The organism is Sphaerisporangium sp. NPDC004334 (assembly GCF_053602655.1).
Genome location: NZ_JBSGDZ010000014.1, coordinates 53,725 through 70,172 on the forward strand (window position 1 = coordinate 53,725; position 16,448 = coordinate 70,172).

At 73.9% G+C, this 16,448-nt stretch carries 13 protein-coding genes; 12 read left to right on the forward strand and 1 reads right to left on the reverse strand.

All coding sequences use genetic code 11. From position 1 onward, the window contains the following. Positions 1–370: 370 nt before the first annotated feature. Both ACWEN6_RS19460 and gndA read left to right on the forward strand, forming a co-directional pair. Positions 371–1,039, forward strand: a complete 669-nt coding sequence (locus tag ACWEN6_RS19460; protein ID WP_452571528.1) for an HAD family hydrolase — start codon at positions 371–373, stop codon at positions 1,037–1,039. A 111-nt stretch (positions 1,040–1,150) separates the two neighbouring features. Further along, the gene (gndA, locus tag ACWEN6_RS19465; RefSeq protein WP_452571530.1) at positions 1,151–2,584 is read left to right on the forward strand and encodes an NADP-dependent phosphogluconate dehydrogenase; all 1,434 of its coding nucleotides are present in this window, start codon (positions 1,151–1,153) and stop codon (positions 2,582–2,584) included. A 140-nt stretch (positions 2,585–2,724) separates the two neighbouring features. Here the strand turns inward: gndA and ACWEN6_RS19470 are convergent, their stop codons facing one another. Next, positions 2,725–2,919: a hypothetical protein gene (locus tag ACWEN6_RS19470; protein WP_354924121.1), complete on the reverse strand. Its 195-nt coding sequence runs from the start codon at positions 2,917–2,919 to the stop codon at positions 2,725–2,727. Positions 2,920–3,173: 254 nt separating this feature from the next. Between ACWEN6_RS19470 and ACWEN6_RS19475 the strand changes: the two genes are divergently transcribed. From ACWEN6_RS19475 to ACWEN6_RS19520, 10 genes are all read left to right on the forward strand, one after another. Beyond that, positions 3,174–4,478: a helix-turn-helix domain-containing protein gene (locus ACWEN6_RS19475; RefSeq protein ID WP_452571532.1), complete on the forward strand. Its 1,305-nt coding sequence runs from the start codon at positions 3,174–3,176 to the stop codon at positions 4,476–4,478. Positions 4,479–4,599: 121 nt separating this feature from the next. Beyond that, positions 4,600–5,427, forward strand: a complete 828-nt coding sequence (locus ACWEN6_RS19480) for an undecaprenyl-diphosphate phosphatase (protein WP_452571534.1) — start codon at positions 4,600–4,602, stop codon at positions 5,425–5,427. A gap of 86 nt (positions 5,428–5,513) precedes the next feature. After that, entirely contained in the window at positions 5,514–6,473 is a 960-nt protein-coding gene (locus ACWEN6_RS19485; protein ID WP_452571536.1) for a 3-oxoacyl-ACP synthase III family protein, read from the forward strand. Continuing rightward, complete coding sequence (locus tag ACWEN6_RS19490; RefSeq protein ID WP_452571538.1) at positions 6,470–7,234, forward strand: glycosyltransferase; 765 nt, start codon at positions 6,470–6,472, stop codon at positions 7,232–7,234. The genes ACWEN6_RS19485 and ACWEN6_RS19490 overlap by 4 nt, the downstream gene beginning before the upstream one ends. A gap of 7 nt (positions 7,235–7,241) precedes the next feature. Further along, positions 7,242–8,417: a cytochrome P450 gene (locus ACWEN6_RS19495; protein ID WP_452571540.1), complete on the forward strand. Its 1,176-nt coding sequence runs from the start codon at positions 7,242–7,244 to the stop codon at positions 8,415–8,417. 91 nt (positions 8,418–8,508) lie between these two features. Then, on the forward strand, positions 8,509–10,065 hold the full coding sequence (locus ACWEN6_RS19500) for a class I adenylate-forming enzyme family protein (RefSeq protein WP_452571542.1): 1,557 nt from the start codon (positions 8,509–8,511) through the stop codon (positions 10,063–10,065). Positions 10,066–10,067: 2 nt separating this feature from the next. Next, entirely contained in the window at positions 10,068–11,039 is a 972-nt protein-coding gene (locus ACWEN6_RS19505; RefSeq protein WP_452571820.1) for an NAD-dependent epimerase/dehydratase family protein, read from the forward strand. A 138-nt stretch (positions 11,040–11,177) separates the two neighbouring features. Beyond that, positions 11,178–12,353, forward strand: a complete 1,176-nt coding sequence (locus ACWEN6_RS19510) for a cytochrome P450 (RefSeq protein WP_452571544.1) — start codon at positions 11,178–11,180, stop codon at positions 12,351–12,353. Positions 12,354–12,653: 300 nt separating this feature from the next. Next, positions 12,654–14,063 (forward strand): LCP family protein, encoded by a 1,410-nt coding sequence (locus ACWEN6_RS19515; RefSeq protein WP_452571546.1) that lies wholly within the window; start codon positions 12,654–12,656, stop codon positions 14,061–14,063. A gap of 52 nt (positions 14,064–14,115) precedes the next feature. Next, positions 14,116–16,428: a glycoside hydrolase family 95 protein gene (locus ACWEN6_RS19520; RefSeq protein ID WP_452571548.1), complete on the forward strand. Its 2,313-nt coding sequence runs from the start codon at positions 14,116–14,118 to the stop codon at positions 16,426–16,428. The last annotated feature ends 20 nt before the right edge of the window (positions 16,429–16,448 follow it).

Consider the following 16,448-nt stretch of genomic DNA (forward strand, 5'->3'; position numbering starts at 1 on the left):
GCCCCGGGGAGTCCTGCTCGGACACCAGGCGCCCCAGGGAGTCCTGCTCGGACACCAGGCGCCCCAGGGAGTCCTGCTCGGACACCAGGCGCCCCAGGGAGTCCTGCTCGGACACCAGGCGCCCCGGGGAGTCCTGCTCGGACACCAGGCGCCCCGGGGAGTCCTGCTCGGACACCTGACGCCCCGCGGGCCGCGCTCCACCGCGCCGTCCGGCTAGTTGGATCCGCGCCGTCCGGGGTACGGGAACGGGCATGTGCCACTCTCCGCGATCCATGCGGCGAGATCCGGCACGGCGGGCCGGGTCCGCCATGGGGAGCCCGAGCGGCACGGGGGCGGGCGAGTGCCCGGCGTCACACAGGGACGGTGAAAGATGCGACGCGGAGTCATCTTCGACATCGACGGAACGCTGGTCGACACGAACTACCTGCACGTGGTGGCCTGGTGGGAGGGCTTCCGGCGGCAGGGCCATGACATCCTGATGGTGGACGTCCACGGGGCCATCGGGCGGGCCGACCAGGCGCTCATCGACTATCTGCTGCCCGGGGCGACCTCGGAGGAGGCCGAGGCGATCTCGGCGACGCACTCCCGGCTCTACAAGCCGCGCATGGACGAGGTGCGGCCGGTGCCGGGGGCGGGGGAGCTGCTCAAGGCGGTCGCCGCGCGCGGCCTGATCGTCGTGGTGGCGACCAGCGCGCCCAAGGACCAGGCCGAGCGGCTGATCGCCGTGACCGGCGCGCAGGACGCGGTCTCCGAGATGGTCCACGCGGACGACGTCGACAAGTCCAAACCCCATCCCGAACCCGTGCGGCAGGCACTGGAGAAGGCCGGCCTGCGCCCGCAGGACGCCGTCATGCTGGGCGACTCCGTCTGGGACATGCTGGCCGCCCGCGCGGCCAAGGTGACCTGCGCGGGCCTGCGCTCCGGGGGCATCGACACCGCCTCCCTGGTGGAGGCCGGAGCCGAAGCCGTCTACAAGGACTGCCATGATCTCCTCAGCCACCTGGAGGACAGCCCGATAGGACGACTTCTCCGGAATTGATCCGGCCGATGCCCGGGTTACCTAGATGGCCCAGCGTGGGGGTTCCCTCACTCCATCGAACCGGGTGGGCACGCACGGCGTATTGCCGGATCAGAAGGAGAGTGATCGGACATGGCACAGCAAGCGGTCATCGGTGTGACAGGGCTAGGGGTCATGGGCCGCAATCTCGCCCGCAACTTCGCCCGCCACGGGTACACGGTCGCCGTCCACAACCGGACGAGCACCAAGACCAAGGCGCTGATGGACGAGTTCGGCCACGAGGGAGAGTTCATCCCCGCGGAGACGCCCGAGGCGTTCGTCGCCTCGCTGGCCCGGCCGCGCAAGATGGTGATCATGGTCCAGGCCAGCGCCTCGACGGACGCGGTGATCGAGGAGTACGCGCCGCTGCTCGAGCCCGGCGACATCCTGATCGACGGCGGAAACGCCCACTTCGCCGACACCCGGCGCCGGGAGAACGCGCTGCGCGACCGGGGGATCCACTTCGTCGGCGTCGGCATCTCCGGCGGCGAGCAGGGGGCCCTGGAAGGCCCGAGCATCATGCCGGGCGGGTCGCCCGAGGCCTACGAGTCGCTGGGCCCGATCCTGGAGGACATCGCGGCCAAGGTCGACGGCGTCCCGTGCTGCACCTACGTCGGGCCGGACGGCGCCGGGCACTTCGTGAAGATGGTGCACAACGGCATCGAGTACGCCGACATGCAGCTCATCGCCGAGGCCTACGACCTGCTGCGCAGGGCGTCGGGGATGTCGCCCGGCGAGATCGCCGAGACCTTCCGCACCTGGAACGAGGGCCGGCTCGGGTCCTACCTCATCGAGATCACCGCCGACGTGCTGTCCCACGTGGACCGGGCCACCGGCAGGCCCTACGTGGACGTGGTGCTCGACCAGGCCGAGCAGAAGGGCACCGGCCGGTGGACCGTACAGGCGGCCCTCGACCTCGGCGTCCCGGTCACCGGCATCGCCGAGGCGGTCTTCGCCCGGTCGCTGTCCGGCCACGTCGACATGCGGGGCGCCGCGCGCGAGCTCGCCGGCCCCTCCGGCGGCGGGCTGGACCACTCCTTCGCCGACGCCGTCGAGCAGGCCCTGTACTCCTCGAAGGTCGTGGCCTACGCGCAGGGCTTCAACGAGATCCAGGCGGGCAGCGCCGAGTACGGGTGGAACATCGACCTCGGCGCCATGGCCACCATCTGGCGGGGCGGCTGCATCATCCGGGCCAAGTTCCTCGACCGCATCCGCGAGGCCTACGAGGCCGACCCGGGCACCCCCACCCTGCTGACCGACGCGCGGTTCGCCGCCGAGGTCGGCGCCGCCCAGGACGCCTGGCGCGACGTCGCCGTCACCGCGACCAAGAACGGCATCCCCGCTCCCGGTTTCGCCAGCTCGCTGGCCTACTACGACGGGCTGCGCGCCGACCGGCTGCCGGCGGCGCTGATCCAGGCGCAGCGGGACTTCTTCGGCGCCCACACCTACCGCAGGACCGACCGCGACGGGGTGTACCACACCCACTGGGAGCTGCCGGACCGTCCCGAGGCCCGCGTCGACGTGTGACGGCCGCGCCGCGGCCCGCGTCGACGTCTGGCTGCGGCGCCGCGGCCCGCGAGAGGAAGGGGCGCGCCACCGCCGGGAGGACGACCGCGTGAGCGGCGCGCCGCGCTCTGAAGACGAGCAGGGGAACGGCGCGCCGCGGTTCAGGGGTCCCTGCGGACGCGGCGTTCCTGCTCGGCGATGAGCGCGGCGAGGGTGGCGGCGTCGTCGGCGTCGACGGTCCGCCACACCCCCGCCGCCTCGATCGCGTCGTCGAACCGGAGGCGGGTCGCCCAGAAGCGGCCGGCGTCCGAGCGGAACACGATCCACCCGGGCGCGTCCGCCGGCGGGCGGCTCACCTCGCCCCCTCGTGCGGGCGTCCGGGTAAGGACGGCCGGCGGGCGGGAAGGGTGCTGAGCTGTCGCACTTGAGTGCACCTCGCTTGCCCATCAAATCCGCTCAAGGCACACCATGCACGCATATCGGCCTGCCATTTACGGCGTCATCGGTCTGCGCGAGTGACATCCGCGCTACGGTCAGTGTGAGGGTTCGATGACGCGGTGTCACCGTTTCGGTGATGCCGCACGGCGTTGCCGCAACAGCTGGAGTGGCCATGATCGTCGGTGCCGATCTGCGCGCGGCCCGCCGCGACGCCAGCCTCAGCCTGGGGCAGCTCGCGGCCAGAACGGGCGTCTCCGCAGGTCACCTGAGCCGCGTGGAGCGCGGGGACCGCGAGGTGACCCCCTCGCTCGTCCTGCACTACCAGACCGCCCTGGGCCCCGCGGCCACCGCCCTTGCCGCACTTCTTGACTCCGATAGCGGTGCGCCTGAAAAGGGTACCGTCGATGACATGAAGCGCAGGGGCTTACTCTCAGTCATCGCCGCGGCGTCCATGGGGGTCGCCGCCGGCGAGCCGGTGACGCGCCTCCTCGATGGCCTGGCCGGCGACCTGCCGACCAGGGTCGGCTTACCCGAGGTGCACGCCGTCGAGGCCGCCGCCGACCTCTACATGCGCATGGATCTCGCCCGCGGAGGCGACGCGGCGATCGCGATGGCCCGCGGCACCCTCGAATGGGCGGTGAAGCTGCACGACCGCCCCATGGCCGAGCCCACGCGAGAACGGCTCTCCTCCGCCGTCGGGCTGCTGGCCGACCGCCTGGGCTGGGCCACCTACGACCAGGGCAGGGCCGAGCGGGCGGCGCGCATCCTCACCTTCGCCCTCGACTCCGCGGCCCGCGGCGCCGACCGCGACCTGCGGGCGCACACGATGCTCGACCTGTCGGTCACCCTCACCGACCTCGGCAGCCCCCGCGACGGCGTCGAGATCCTCCGCCTCGCGCTCGGCGACGAGCGCATCTCCAGCGCCGAGCGGGCCAACCTCCACGCCGTCGCCGCCCGCCACTGCGCCACCGCCGGCGACCGGGCCGCCGGGCTGCGGCACATCGGGCTCGCCGAGGAGGCCCTGGGCCGCGCCGAGCCGGCGCTCGCGCCCGACTGGGCGCACCACATCACCGTCGCCCCCGGCCACCACGACAGCGCGCTCGGCCTCGCGCTGTTCCAGCTCGGCGAGGACGCGCGGGCGCGCGACCACCTGACGGCGGCGCTCGGCCGGCTCGGGGAGAGCCGCACGCGCACCGGGCTGCGCTGCCTCATCCGCCTTGCGGTGCTGCGCGTCCGCGAGGGCGACCGCGACGCCGGCGCCGATCAGGCCAGGCGCGCGGTCGCGCTGGCGGCGGAGGTGCGCTCCACCCGGGTCGCCGGCGACCTGCGCATGATGGTCGACGGCGTCCGCGCGTGCGGCATGACCGACCTGGCCCGTGAGCTGGCCCGTTCCCTTCCCCTCTCTGATCAGCCCGCCGGCCGGGCATCGGCCGGACGGCCGATCCCCGCGACCCCCGAGTCCGCTAGCCTCGCCTGAAGCGCGGGCCGCCGGCGATCGCCGGATGGCCGCGAGAGGCGGGCGGCGCCGCGCGAGACCCCCGTCACGCGTGGCCGCCGGTCCTCCTCTCCGGCCGCCCTCCCCCGGAAGGTGTTGTGCATTGATCGGCTGGTTCGAGGCGCTCGTGCTGGGTCTGGTGCAAGGGCTGACGGAGTTCCTGCCCATCTCCTCCAGCGCGCACATCAGGGTGGTGTCGGCGTTCTTCGGCTGGCACGACCCGGGCGCCGCCTTCACCGCGGTGATCCAGCTCGGCACCGAGACGGCCGTGCTCATCTACTTCCGCGCGCGCATCTGGGAGATCATCTCCACCTGGACGCGGTCCCTGTGGACGCCCGCGCTGCGGCAGGAACCGCCGGCGCGCATGGGCTGGTACGTGATCGCGGGCAGCGTCCCGATCGGCGTGCTCGGCCTGGCGTTCCAGGACACGATCGAGACCACGCTGCGCGACCTGCGCCTGGTGGGCGGGTGCCTGATCGTCTTCGGCCTGCTGCTGGCGGTCGCCGACCGCATGGCGCGCAACGAGCTGATCCTGGACAAGGACCTCAACCTGCCGCACGCCCTGACCTACGGCCTGGCCCAGGCTCTGGCCCTCATCCCGGGCGTCTCGCGGTCCGGCGGCACGACGGGCGCGGGCCTGCTGCTCGGCTACCGCCGCGAGGAGGCCGCCGAGTACTCCTTCCTGCTCGCGATCCCGGCCGTGCTCATGTCGGGCGTCCTGGAGCTGTTCAAGATCGGGGAGGGCCGGGCGCCGGAATGGGGGCCGACGATCGTGGCCACCGTGGTGTCCTTCGTCGTCGGCTACGCCGTGATCGCCTGGCTCATGCGGTACATCAGCACCCACCGCTTCACGCCGTTCATCGTCTACCGCGTCGCCGTCGGCGTCCTGGTCATCGCCGCCGTGAGCGCCGGGCTCATCCCCGCGACCTGAGCCGCGCGCACCGGCCGCGCCGCCGATGCGTCCAAGTTCGGTAGATTGCCGACAACGGGGGTCATTCAATGACACTAAGGGGCGCGATGAAGGCCCGGATATCGGGCGTCGCGACGCATCTGCCCGAGCACACCATGACCAGTGACGAGGTGGAGGCCCGGATCCAGGGGTACGTTCCGCACCGCGGCGTGATCGAGCGGATGACCGGGGTCGTACGCCGGCACGTGGCGCCCGACGACCAGCAGGCCTCCGACCTGGCCGTGGCCGCCGCGCGCCTGCTGGACCACCGGGACGCCGACCTGCTGATCTTCGCCTCGGCCTCGCAGGACATGGTCGAGCCGGCGACCGCGCACATCGTGGCGGCGAAGCTCGGGCTGTCGTGCCCGGTGTTCGACGTCAAGAACGCCTGCAACAGCCTGCTGAACGGGCTTCAGGTCGCCGAGGCGCTGATCCGCACGGGGGCGCATCGCAAGGTGCTGGTCTGCACGGGCGAGATGCCCTCCCGCGCGGTCCGCTGGCGGGTCGAGGGGCGGGCGCAGTTCGTGGACGCCTTCGCGGGATACACGCTGTCGGACGCCGGAGCGGCGGTGCTGGTCACCGCCGACGCCGACCGCGGCATCTTCTACCGCGACTTCTCCGCCGACTCCAGGGCATGGGCGATCGGCACGCTGCCCGGCGGCGGCTCGGCCCACCCGCGCGACCCCGAGTACTCCTACTTCCGCGGCGACGGACGGCGGCTGAAGGAGGCGTTCGAGCTGGTCGGCCCGGACATCTACCTGGACGCGCTCAAGCGCACCGGGCTCACCTGGGAGGACTTCTCCCTGGTGGCCGTGCACCAGGTCGCCCTGCCCTACCTGGCGGTGCTCACCCAGGCGCTGGGCATCCCCGAGGACCGCCTGGCGGTGACGCTGCCCGAGCACGGGAACTGCGCCTCGGCCACCCTGCCGCTCCAGCTCTGCGCGGCCGGCGCCCGGCCCGGCGATCGCGTCGCGCTGCTCGGCCTCGGCGGCGGCGTCAGCCTCGGCGTCCTGTTCGCGGACCTGTGACGGCCGGCGTCATGGACCTGTGGGTGGTCATCCCCGCGTACAACGAGGCCACGGGCATCGAGGCCACCCTGCGCGCGCTCGAGGCGCAGGACGACCCCGCCTTCACCGTGCTCGTGGTCGACAACATGAGCACCGACGGCACCGCTGAGGTGGTGAAGTCCTATGCCGCCACGTCCTCGATGGCCATCCGGGTCGTCCAGGAGTCCCGCAAGGGCACCGGCGCCGCCTCCGACACCGGCGTGCGGCACGCCATCGCCCAGGGAGCCACCCACCTGGCCAGGACCGACGCCGACTGCGTGCCGCGCCGCGACTGGGTGCGGGCGATCAGGCGGGCCTTCGGCGAGGGGCTGGAGATGGTCGGCGGCAAGCTGCGCCCCCGCACCGACGAGTTCCCGCTCAAGCTGTGGGAACGGCGCCTCATCCCGTTCGTGGTCGGCGTCGCCGCCGCGTTCGGCCGCCTGCGTCCCGGCAACCGCGACGCCGCCTACCTCGGGCCCTACGTCATGATGCCCGGCGCCACGCTGGCCATCACCGCCTCGCTCTACGAGCGGTCGGGCGGCTTCCCCCGCACGGCCATCGAGGAGGTGCACGAGGACCGCGCGCTGGTCAACCGGGTGCGCAAGGTGACCGGCGCGTACGCCTCGCGGCGGGACGTGGTCGTGTACGGCTCGGTGCGCCGCCTGCGCGCCTACGGCCTGGCGGGCACGCTGGCCTGGTACGCCGACCACCACTACCGCCCCGACGTCGTCGACGTGCGATGAGCGCCAGGTGAGCGACACGGCGAGCGCCCGCCCGCGCCGGTGGGCCCCGGGCCACGAGACCCGCCTCCACCTGGCCGCCCATCCGTTCGCCTACCCGCTGGTGCGGCTGCTCGCCCGGCTCGGCCCGGTGGTGCGGGTCCCCGGCCTCGGCGTCGTGGTCAACGACGCCGCGACCGCCCGCGCCGTGCTGATGGACGAACGCTTCCGCAAGGACGGCCCCGGCTCCCCCGGCGACCTGTGGACTCCGGTGCTCGGCCCGTCCGTGCTGCTCAACATGGAAGGCGAGGCGCACGCCGCGCTGCGCCGCAAGCTGGCGCCGCTGTTCACCCCCGCCCAGGTCGCCTCGCTGGTGGACCAGGTGCTCCGGGCGCCGCTCGCCGGGCTGTCGGAGCGGCTGGCGCGCGGCGAGGCGGTGGACCTGGTGGCGGAGACGCGGCTGATGGCCGGCGCGGTGATCTGCCGGCTGATCGGCATGGGCGAGGTCTCCCCCGGCGACGCGCGGGCCATGTACGCCGACGGCGAGCGCATCGTGTCCATGGTGTCGCTGCGCTCGCGCCGGCTGTCCGCGCGGCAGGTCGCGCTCGCCCGCCGGGTGCTGGACCGCGTCGGCGACATCGCCGCGGCGGCCTACGAGCGGGGCGAGGAGACGACGGTCATGGGCCGCATGCGGTCCCTCGGCCTGTCCGCGGCCGAGGCGCGCGGCGCGGCGGGCGCGTTCTTCCTCACCGGCACCGAGACGGTGGCGACGTTCGTCCCCCGGCTCGTCGCGCTGCTGCACGACGCGCGGTCCCGGCCGGCCGGGCCGCAGCAGCTGGACCGGGCGATCGAGGAGGCGATGCGGGTCACCACTCCGACGCCGGTGATGCTGCGCTCGGTCGCCGCCCCCGCCCGCGTCGGGCGGGTGCCGGTGCGGCCGGGCGACCGCGTGCTCATCGTGACCCACAACTGCGCGCGCGCCTACGGCCCGTTCGACCCGGCGCGGACGCACCCGCCGGAGCTGCGCCGCCTGTGGTTCGGGGCCGGCCCGCACTTCTGCATCGGCTACCCGCTGGCGCTGGCCGAGATCCGCGCGATCGCCGCCGTCGTCCTGGCGCACGATGTGCGGGTGAGCGGCCGCGGCGCGGCGCGCGGCGTGCTCATCCCCACCTACCGGCACCTGTGGATAACGGCGGCGCCCGCGTGAACGACCTCTGGACGGCGGCGACTTCGCACGGACACCATCCCGGTGATACCGGCCCCGCCGGCGACCTCCCGACGAGGCTGGTGGTGCCCGCGTGAACGACGTCGTCACCGGCGTCCTCGAGACCGCCCGGCGCGCCCCCGGCGGTGTCGCGGTCATCGACGGGCGTGGCGCGACGCTGACGTACGGCGAACTCCGGCGCCGGGTCCTCGCCGTCGCGGGGGCCATGACCGGGCTCCGGCCGGGCGACGGGGTGCTCTTCGCGGCGCGTCCGGGCCCCGATGCCGTGGCGCTCGCCCTCGGCGCGGTGGCGGCCGGAGGGATGCTGGTCCTCGCCGACCCCGGTCTCGCCCCCGACGTGGCCGCCGCGCGGCTGGCCGCCGCCGTGCCGGCATGGGTGGTCGCCGACTCGGTGGCATACACGCTGAGCGGGCCCCTGCGTGCTCTGGCCCGTCATCGCGGGCTGTCGCTGCCGCACCTGCGCGACCCCGCCCCTGGCCGTCCGGTGCGCCATCTGTACGCCGGCCCGTGGCTCCCCGGCGTCCCCCGCGACGCCATACGACTGCGCGCCCTGTACCGCGCCCCTTCACCTCACCCTGCGCCGCTGGAGGGAGCCGGCCCGTTCGAGGACCCGGGCTCTCCCGACCGCAACGGTCCGGCCGCGCGGCCGGACCAGCCGGCCGTGGTCGCGTTCACCTCGGGTACGACGGGACGGCCGCGCGGCGTCGTGCATACCCGGGGGTCGCTCGCCGAAGGGTCCGCGTCGTTCGGCTCGGCGGTCCCGCTGGCCCCCGGCGACGTCGTGCACACCGACCAGCTCATGCTGGGCCTGCCCGCCCTCATGGCCGGCGCCACCTGGTCGCTGCCCGGCGCACGGCCGTTCGCCCGCGAGCTGGCCGAGCGGGGCGCCACCCACGCCTTCTGCGTCCCGGTGCGGCTGGACCGCATCCTGCGGGAGGACGACCGGCTTCCCGGCACCCTGCGCTGTCTGCTGCTCGGCACGGCCCCCTCCCCGCCCGCCGTACTGCGCCGCGCCCGCGCCGCGGCCCCGCGCGCCCAGATCTGGTCGGTGTACGCGATGACCGAGGCCCTGCCCATCGCGATCGTCTCCGCCGAGGAGAAACTGGCCTGCCGGGAGGGCGACCTGCTGGGCGCGCCGCTCCCCGGCGTCGCCGCGCGGATCGCCGCCGACGGGGAACTGTACATCTCAGGACCGCAGCTCGCCCGCGGGTACCTCGGTGAACCGCCGCTGCGGGAGGTGGCCACCGGAGACCTGGCCCGCCTCGACGAACAGGGCCGGCTCATCCTGCTCGGCCGCAAGAAGGACATGATCCTGCGGAACGGGGTGAACATCTACCCGGGCCTGTACGAGCCGGCGCTGGCCGCGCTGCCCGGCGTGGCGGAGGCGGCCATCGTGGGCGTCGCCGACCCGGAGACCGGTGACGAGGAGGTCGTGCTCGCCGTCCGCCCCGACGAGGGCTTCGACGCGGCGGCGCTGCGCCGTGCCCTTCCGGACCGGGTGGACGCCGGGGCGCTGCCCGACCGGGTGGAGGTACTGCCCGACTTCCCCCGCGCGGGCCGGACGGACAAGCTCGACCGCGCCCGCCTGCGCGCGGCGGTCGCGAGACACACCGGCGGCGGCGGCCGATGAGGATGGCGGTCACCGGGGCGTCGGGATTCGTGGGCGGGGCGGTGTGCAGGGCCGCGACGGCGGCGGGATGGGAGGTCCACGCCTTCGGCCGCCGCTCCCAAGTGGCCATGAGGTTGACGGGCGCGGTGCCGGGCGGCCACCGGGGAGCGGCCGTGTCACCGCCGTCCACGGGCACCATGGCGCCGTACCGTTCGTGGGACATCACCGGGGCGCCGCCCGATGAGCTGCCCGAGGTGGACGCGGTGGTGCACTGCGCGGGCAGCGTGACCGACTGGGGCCCGGCCCGGGAGTTCTTCGAAGTGAACGCCCGGGGCACGCTGCGGGTCCTGCGGGCCTTCCCCGGCGCCCGGTTCGTCCACGTCAGCACCGCCAGCGTGTACGACCCGTTCCGGCCGACCGTGATGGCGCGCGAGGATGAGTGCCGGGCCGCGCGGCACGTCAACGCCTACGGCGCCTCCAAGGCGCTGGCCGAGCGGCTGGTGCGGGACTCGGCGGTGGTGCTGCGGCCGCACGCCGTCTACGGCCCCGGCGACCGCACGCTGCTGCCGCGGCTGCTCGGCGCGGTCCGGGGCGGCCGTCTGTGGGCCGTCGGGGACGGACATCAGCGCATCAGCCTGACCTCGGTGGAGAACCTCGCCCAGGCGTGCGTGCTCGCCGCCGCCGGTCCGGTGGCGGCGGGGGTGTTCAACGTGACCGACGCCGAGCCGGTCGTGCTGGACGACGCCCTGCGGTGGTTCCTGCGAGAGCGGGACGTCCCGGCGCGGCCGGCGTACCTGCCCGCCGCCGTCGCCCGGCCACTGGCGGCCGCCGCCGAGACCGCCTTCCGCGTGCTGGGACGCCCGGACCCGCCGCGCCTCACCCGGTACGCCGCCGGCCATCTCGCCGTGGAGCGCACGCTGGACATCACCGCGGCCCGCGAGCGCCTCGGATACCGTCCTTCTCCGACGTCCTTCCGCGGAGCGGCGCACTGGTGAACCCGCTGGCCGTGGCCCAGTGGATCACAATCTGTCATGACAAGTATTGACAATGGGCATTGCGGGATCGATGCGCAAATGCGACGGTCGAGATGACCGTTCGCGATGGGGAAGCGAACCGACCAGAGGGGCGCCACCGTGTCAGATCTCCCGCAGATGCCGTTCCCGCGCCGCCACACGCTCGACGTGCCGCCGACGTACCGCGAATTACGGGAGCACGCGCCGATCACCAGGGTCCGCACGCCGGTCGGCGACGAGGTGTGGCTGGTCACCGGCTACGAGGACGTCCGCCGGATGTTCGCCGACGACCGCCTCGGCCGCTCGCACCCCGACCCCGCCTCGGCGGCCAGGGTGTCGGGATCGGTGATGCTCGGCGGCCCGATGGGCGAGTACGACACCGAGAAGCAGGAGCACCAGAGGATGCGCAAGCTCCTGGCGCCCGCGTTCTCGGCGCGCCGGATGAAGGCGCTGTCCGGCCACGTCCAGGAGCTCGTCGGCGGCCTGCTCGACGAGATGGCGCGGAACGCGCCTCCGCTGGACCTGCACGAGCACCTGTCCTTCCCGCTGCCGGTGCTGGTCATCTGCGAGCTGCTCGGCGTGCCGTTCGAGGACCGCCACCTGTTCCGGGCGCTGTCGGACGGCATGGCCATCACCACCGACCCCGCGGCGTCCTCGGCGGCGATGGAGAAGTTCTCGGCCTACATCCTGGAACTGGTGGAGCACAAGCGCAGGCATCCGTCCGAGGACGTGCTGTCGGACCTGGCCGGGATGGACGCCGACGACACCGAGATCGCCAGGCTGGGGGCCGGCCTGCTGTTCGCCGGGCACGAGACGACGCTCAACCGCATCGACTACGGGGTGGTGTTCCTGCTCAGCGACCTCGCCCAGCGCGACGCCCTCGCGGCCGACCCCTCGCTCGCGCCCGCCGCGGTCGAGGAGATCCTGCGCATGACCTCCCCGTCCGACCACGGCCTGCCGCGGTACGCCAAAACCGACATCCAATACGGCGAGGTGACCATCCGCGCGGGGGAGGCGGTGGTGCTCATCCCCTCGGCGGCCAACCGCGACGAGGGCGTCTTCGACGACCCCGACGTCTTCGACATCCGGCGCGAGACCTCCGAGCCGCATGTCGCCTTCGGCTACGGCCAGCACTACTGCATCGGCGCCAACCTGGCCCGGGTCGAGCTGACCGAGGTGTTCCGAGCCCTTTTCCAGAGGTTCCCGACGATGGAGCTGGCGGTGCCGGTGGAGGAGCTGCGCCCCCGCACCGGCCACCTGACCGGCGGCCTGCTGGAGGTCCCCGTCACCTGGTGACCGCCCGCCGCCCGGCCGGACGCCGGTCCGGCGGTGACCCGCGACCGCTTCGCACGACCGGCGCACGGTCCGGTCGTGCGAAGCGCCTCCGTCGCACCACCGCCGGACGGCCGTTCCGGTCGAGGCGGCCTGCGCGCGACCAGCGAAAAGCGGTTTCCGCCCGATGGTCGCCGTTTCGTCCTGCGGTCACCGGAAGATCGTTCCGGTGTGTCGCGGGCTTACACGGACGTGCCGCCACTCTCCGTTACTAATCTGTTATCGATTACCGACGGAGTGGGAGTTGCGGAAGGCGCGATGCCGATGAGAGGCGATCGGGGATCCCTGCGGCTGAGCGGGGCGCTCGGGCTCACCCTCGCGGCGGCCCTGGTGTGGGGCCTGGCCCACCTGCTCGCCGGCCGGCGCGCGGCCGGCGCGGCGCTGCTTGCGGCACAGGTCCTGCTGGTGGCGGGCCTGACGGCGGCGGCCACGGCGCTGCGCCCCGAGGTGCTCGCGCTCGTGGCGCGGCCGGGCCGGCTGGCGGGCCTCGCCGTCGCGGCGGTGCTGCTCGGCCTCGCCTGGGCGACGGTGATCGTCTCGTCCTACCGGCTCGTCCGGCCCCCAGGGCTCGGCGGCCCGGGACGCTCGCTCGGGCGGGCCGCGGTGGGCGTGATGTGCGCCGCCGCCCTGCTGCCCACCCTCTACGCCGCGCGGCTGGCGTACGTGGGCCGCGACGTGGTGACCACGGTGTTCGCCCCGCGCGGCGCCGCCTCCGCCGATCCGTGGCAGGGCAGGTACCGGGTGAACGTCCTGCTGCTCGGGGCGGACGCGGCGGCCAGGCGTCCGGGAGCGCGCACCGACAGCATGTCGGTGGCGGCCATCGACACAAGGACGGGCAGGACGGTGCTGTTCAGCCTGCCGCGCAACCTGCAGCACGTGCCCATGCCCACCGGGCCGGCGCGGCGGATGTTTCCCGGCGGCTTCGCCGGCGACGGCACGCTCAACCACCCCGGCCTGCTCAACGAGGTGTACCAGTGGGCCGAGGACCACCCGGAGGCGGTGCCGGGCGTCCCGGCGGGACGGCGCGGGCCCGAGCTGCTCAAGCGCACGATCGGCGGCATTCTCGGCCTTCCGATCGACTACTACGCGATGGTCGACATGAAGGGTTTCGCGCGGATCATCGACGCGACCGGCGGCGTCAGGGTGACCGTCAAGAACGACATCCCGTACGGCCTCGCGGGCGGCGTGCTCCGGGCCGGCACCCGCAGACTGAGCGGCGCGGAGGCCCTGTGGTTCGGCAGGTCCCGGTCGGACGGCGACGACTACGTCCGCATGGGGCGTCAGCGGTGCCTGCTGGACGCGGTCGCCCGGCAGGCGGACCCGTTCACGGTGATCAGAAGCTTCGGCCGGCTCGCCGATGCGGCAAAGCGCTACATATCCACAGATATACCTCAAGAATCGCTACCCGCGTTTATCACCCTTTCCCGCAAGATAAAGGACGCTCCTCTGGAAAGCGTGCAATTCGTTCCGCCGCTGATCGACACGGCCGCCCCCGACTGGGCACTGATCAGGCAGAAGGTCTCCGAGACGACCGGGGTGCCGCTGCCCGCGTCCACCCGCGCGCGGCGCGGCGCCCCCGGCGACCCGGCGGCGAGCGCGTCGCGCGCCTCAGCGACCCCGTCCGTCATATCGCCACAAACGGAACAAACGTCACCTAACGCTTCTTGTAACTGAATCTTATAAATCTCGTTAGGATTCACTCGATCACCACGCTGATCGGGGAGACATGCAGAGCCTGTGGTACGACCGGCCCGCCGACGGGCCGGATGAGCACGACGCGTGGGAACGGCAGGCGCTGCCCATCGGCAACGGCAGGCTGGGCGCGATGGTGTTCGGCCGGCTCGGCTCCGAGCGGCTCGCCCTCAACGAGAGCACCCTGTGGACCGGCGGCCCGGGCTCCAAGGACGCCGGGCCCGGCGGCTACCGGTCCGGCGACTGGCCCGCCCCCCGGCCGGGCGTCCTGGCCGAGGTCAGGCGGCGCCTGGCCGAACACGGCCGCCTCGACCCGGTGGAGGCCGCCCACCTGCTCGGCAACCCCGCCGGCCCGCACGGCCGCATCCCCGGCTTCGGCGCCTACCAGCCCTTCGGCGACCTGCTGCTCGACATCGCCTCCCCCGGCGGCGGCGTGTCGGACTACCGCAGGGAGCTGGACCTGACGACGGCGGTCGCCACCGTGCGCTACACGGCCGGCGGGGTGCGCTTCACCCGCGAGCACTTCGCCAGTCACCCCGCCCAGGCGGTCGTCGTCCGCCTGGCCGCCGACCGTCCCGGCCACGTCTCGCTGACCGTGCGCCTGGCCCCCGGTCCGCTGACCGCGCCGCCGGAGTACGCCGCGGCGGGGGGCCGGCTGACGCTGCGCGGGGCGCTGGAGGACAACGGGCTGCGCTACGAGGGCCAGGTCCAGGTGATCGCGGAGGGCGGCGCCCGGACCGACGGGCCCGGCGCCATCGCCGTCCGGGGGGCCGACGCGGTCACGCTGGTCTTCTCTGCGGGCACCGACTACGCCTGCGCCCACCCCGGCTACCGCGGGGCGCCTCCCGGCGCGGCGGTCACCGCGCACGTGGACCGCGCGAGCGCCCGCCCGTACGGCGAGCTGCGCGCCGAGCACGTCGCCGACCACCGCGGGTTGTTCGACCGCGTCCGGCTCGACATCGGGGGCGGCGCGGCGGGCTGCCCGCCGCCGACCGACCGGGCGCTCGCGGCATACGGCCGGGGCGGCCCCGGCGACCGTGCGCTGGAGGCGCTGCTGTTCGCCTACGGCCGCTACCTGCTCATCGCCTCCTCCCGGGAGGACTCGCCGCTGCCGGCCGGCCTCCAGGGCCTGTGGAACGACAGCCCCGCCCCGCCCTGGAACGGCGACTGGCACACCAACGTCAACGTGCAGATGAACTACTGGCCGGCCGAGGTGACCGCGCTGAGCGAGTGCGCCGCCCCGCTGACGCGCTTCGTCGACGCGCTGCGCGTGCCCGGCAGGGTCACCGCGGCGACCATGTTCGGCTCCCCGGGCTGGGTGGTCCACTCCAGCACCAACCCCTTCGGGTTCACCGGCGTGCACGACTGGCCGACCGCGTTCTGGTTCCCCGAGGCGGCCGCGTGGCTCGCCCAGCACGTCTACGAGCGCTACCTGTTCGGCGGCGACCTCGCCTACCTGCGCGACCACGCCTACCCCCTGCTCAGCGAGACCGCCGAATTCTGGCTGGACAACCTGGTCGAGGACAGCGGCCTGGTGGTCTCGCCCGGCCACTCGCCCGAGCACGGGCCCTTCTCGGCCGGTGCCGCCGTCTCCCAGCAGATCGTGTGGGACCTGCTGGCCAACACCGCCGAGGCCGCCGACCAGCTCGGCATCGAGCCGGGCTACCGCGTGCTCAAGGCGCTGGGCGAGCTGGACGAGGGCCTGCGCATCGGGTCCTACGGCCAGTTGCAGGAATGGCGGGACGACTGGGACGACCCCGACGACACCCACCGGCACCTGTCCCACCTGTTCGCCCTGCACCCGGGTCGCCGCATCCACCCGTGCACGGAGTTCGGCGAGGCGGCGCGGGTGGCGCTGGAGCACCGGGGCGACGCGGGCCCGGGCTGGAGCAGGGCCTGGAAGATCAACCTCTGGGCGCGGCTGCTGGACGGCGACCGGGCGCACCACCTGCTGGCCGAGCAGCTGCGGCACAGCACGCATCCGAACCTGTGGAGTACGCATCCGCCGTTCCAGATCGACGGCAACCTCGGGACGACGGCCGGCGTCGCCGAGATGCTCCTGCAGAGCCACCTCGGGGTGATCGACGTGCTGCCCGCGCCGCCCTCGGCGTGGCCGGACGGCTCCTTCGACGGGCTGCGCGCCCGGGGCGGCCACACGGTGGGCGCCACCTGGCGGGACGGCGAGCTGGTGGAGGTGCGCGTGCTGGCCGGCCACGACGGCGAGGTGCGGCTGCGCAACCCGGCGTTCCTGAACGGCTGCCGCACGCGCGTGCCCTGCGCCGTCGAGGGCGACACCGCCGCCTTCCAGGCGAGCGCCGGCCACACCTACCGCCTCGCCGTCGGCTGACCCGGCCTCTCACCCTCCTC

Coding starts and splice junctions, on each gene's coding strand:
- ACWEN6_RS19460 (WP_452571528.1), top strand. CDS start 371: ATGCGACGCGGAGTCATCTTCGACATCGACGGAACGCTGGTCGACACG.
- gndA (WP_452571530.1), top strand. CDS start 1,151: ATGGCACAGCAAGCGGTCATCGGTGTGACAGGGCTAGGGGTCATGGGC.
- ACWEN6_RS19475 (WP_452571532.1), top strand. CDS start 3,174: ATGATCGTCGGTGCCGATCTGCGCGCGGCCCGCCGCGACGCCAGCCTC.
- ACWEN6_RS19485 (WP_452571536.1), top strand. CDS start 5,514: ATGAAGGCCCGGATATCGGGCGTCGCGACGCATCTGCCCGAGCACACC.
- ACWEN6_RS19505 (WP_452571820.1), top strand. CDS start 10,068: ATGGCGGTCACCGGGGCGTCGGGATTCGTGGGCGGGGCGGTGTGCAGG.
- ACWEN6_RS19515 (WP_452571546.1), top strand. CDS start 12,654: ATGAGAGGCGATCGGGGATCCCTGCGGCTGAGCGGGGCGCTCGGGCTC.
- ACWEN6_RS19520 (WP_452571548.1), top strand. CDS start 14,116: ATGCAGAGCCTGTGGTACGACCGGCCCGCCGACGGGCCGGATGAGCAC.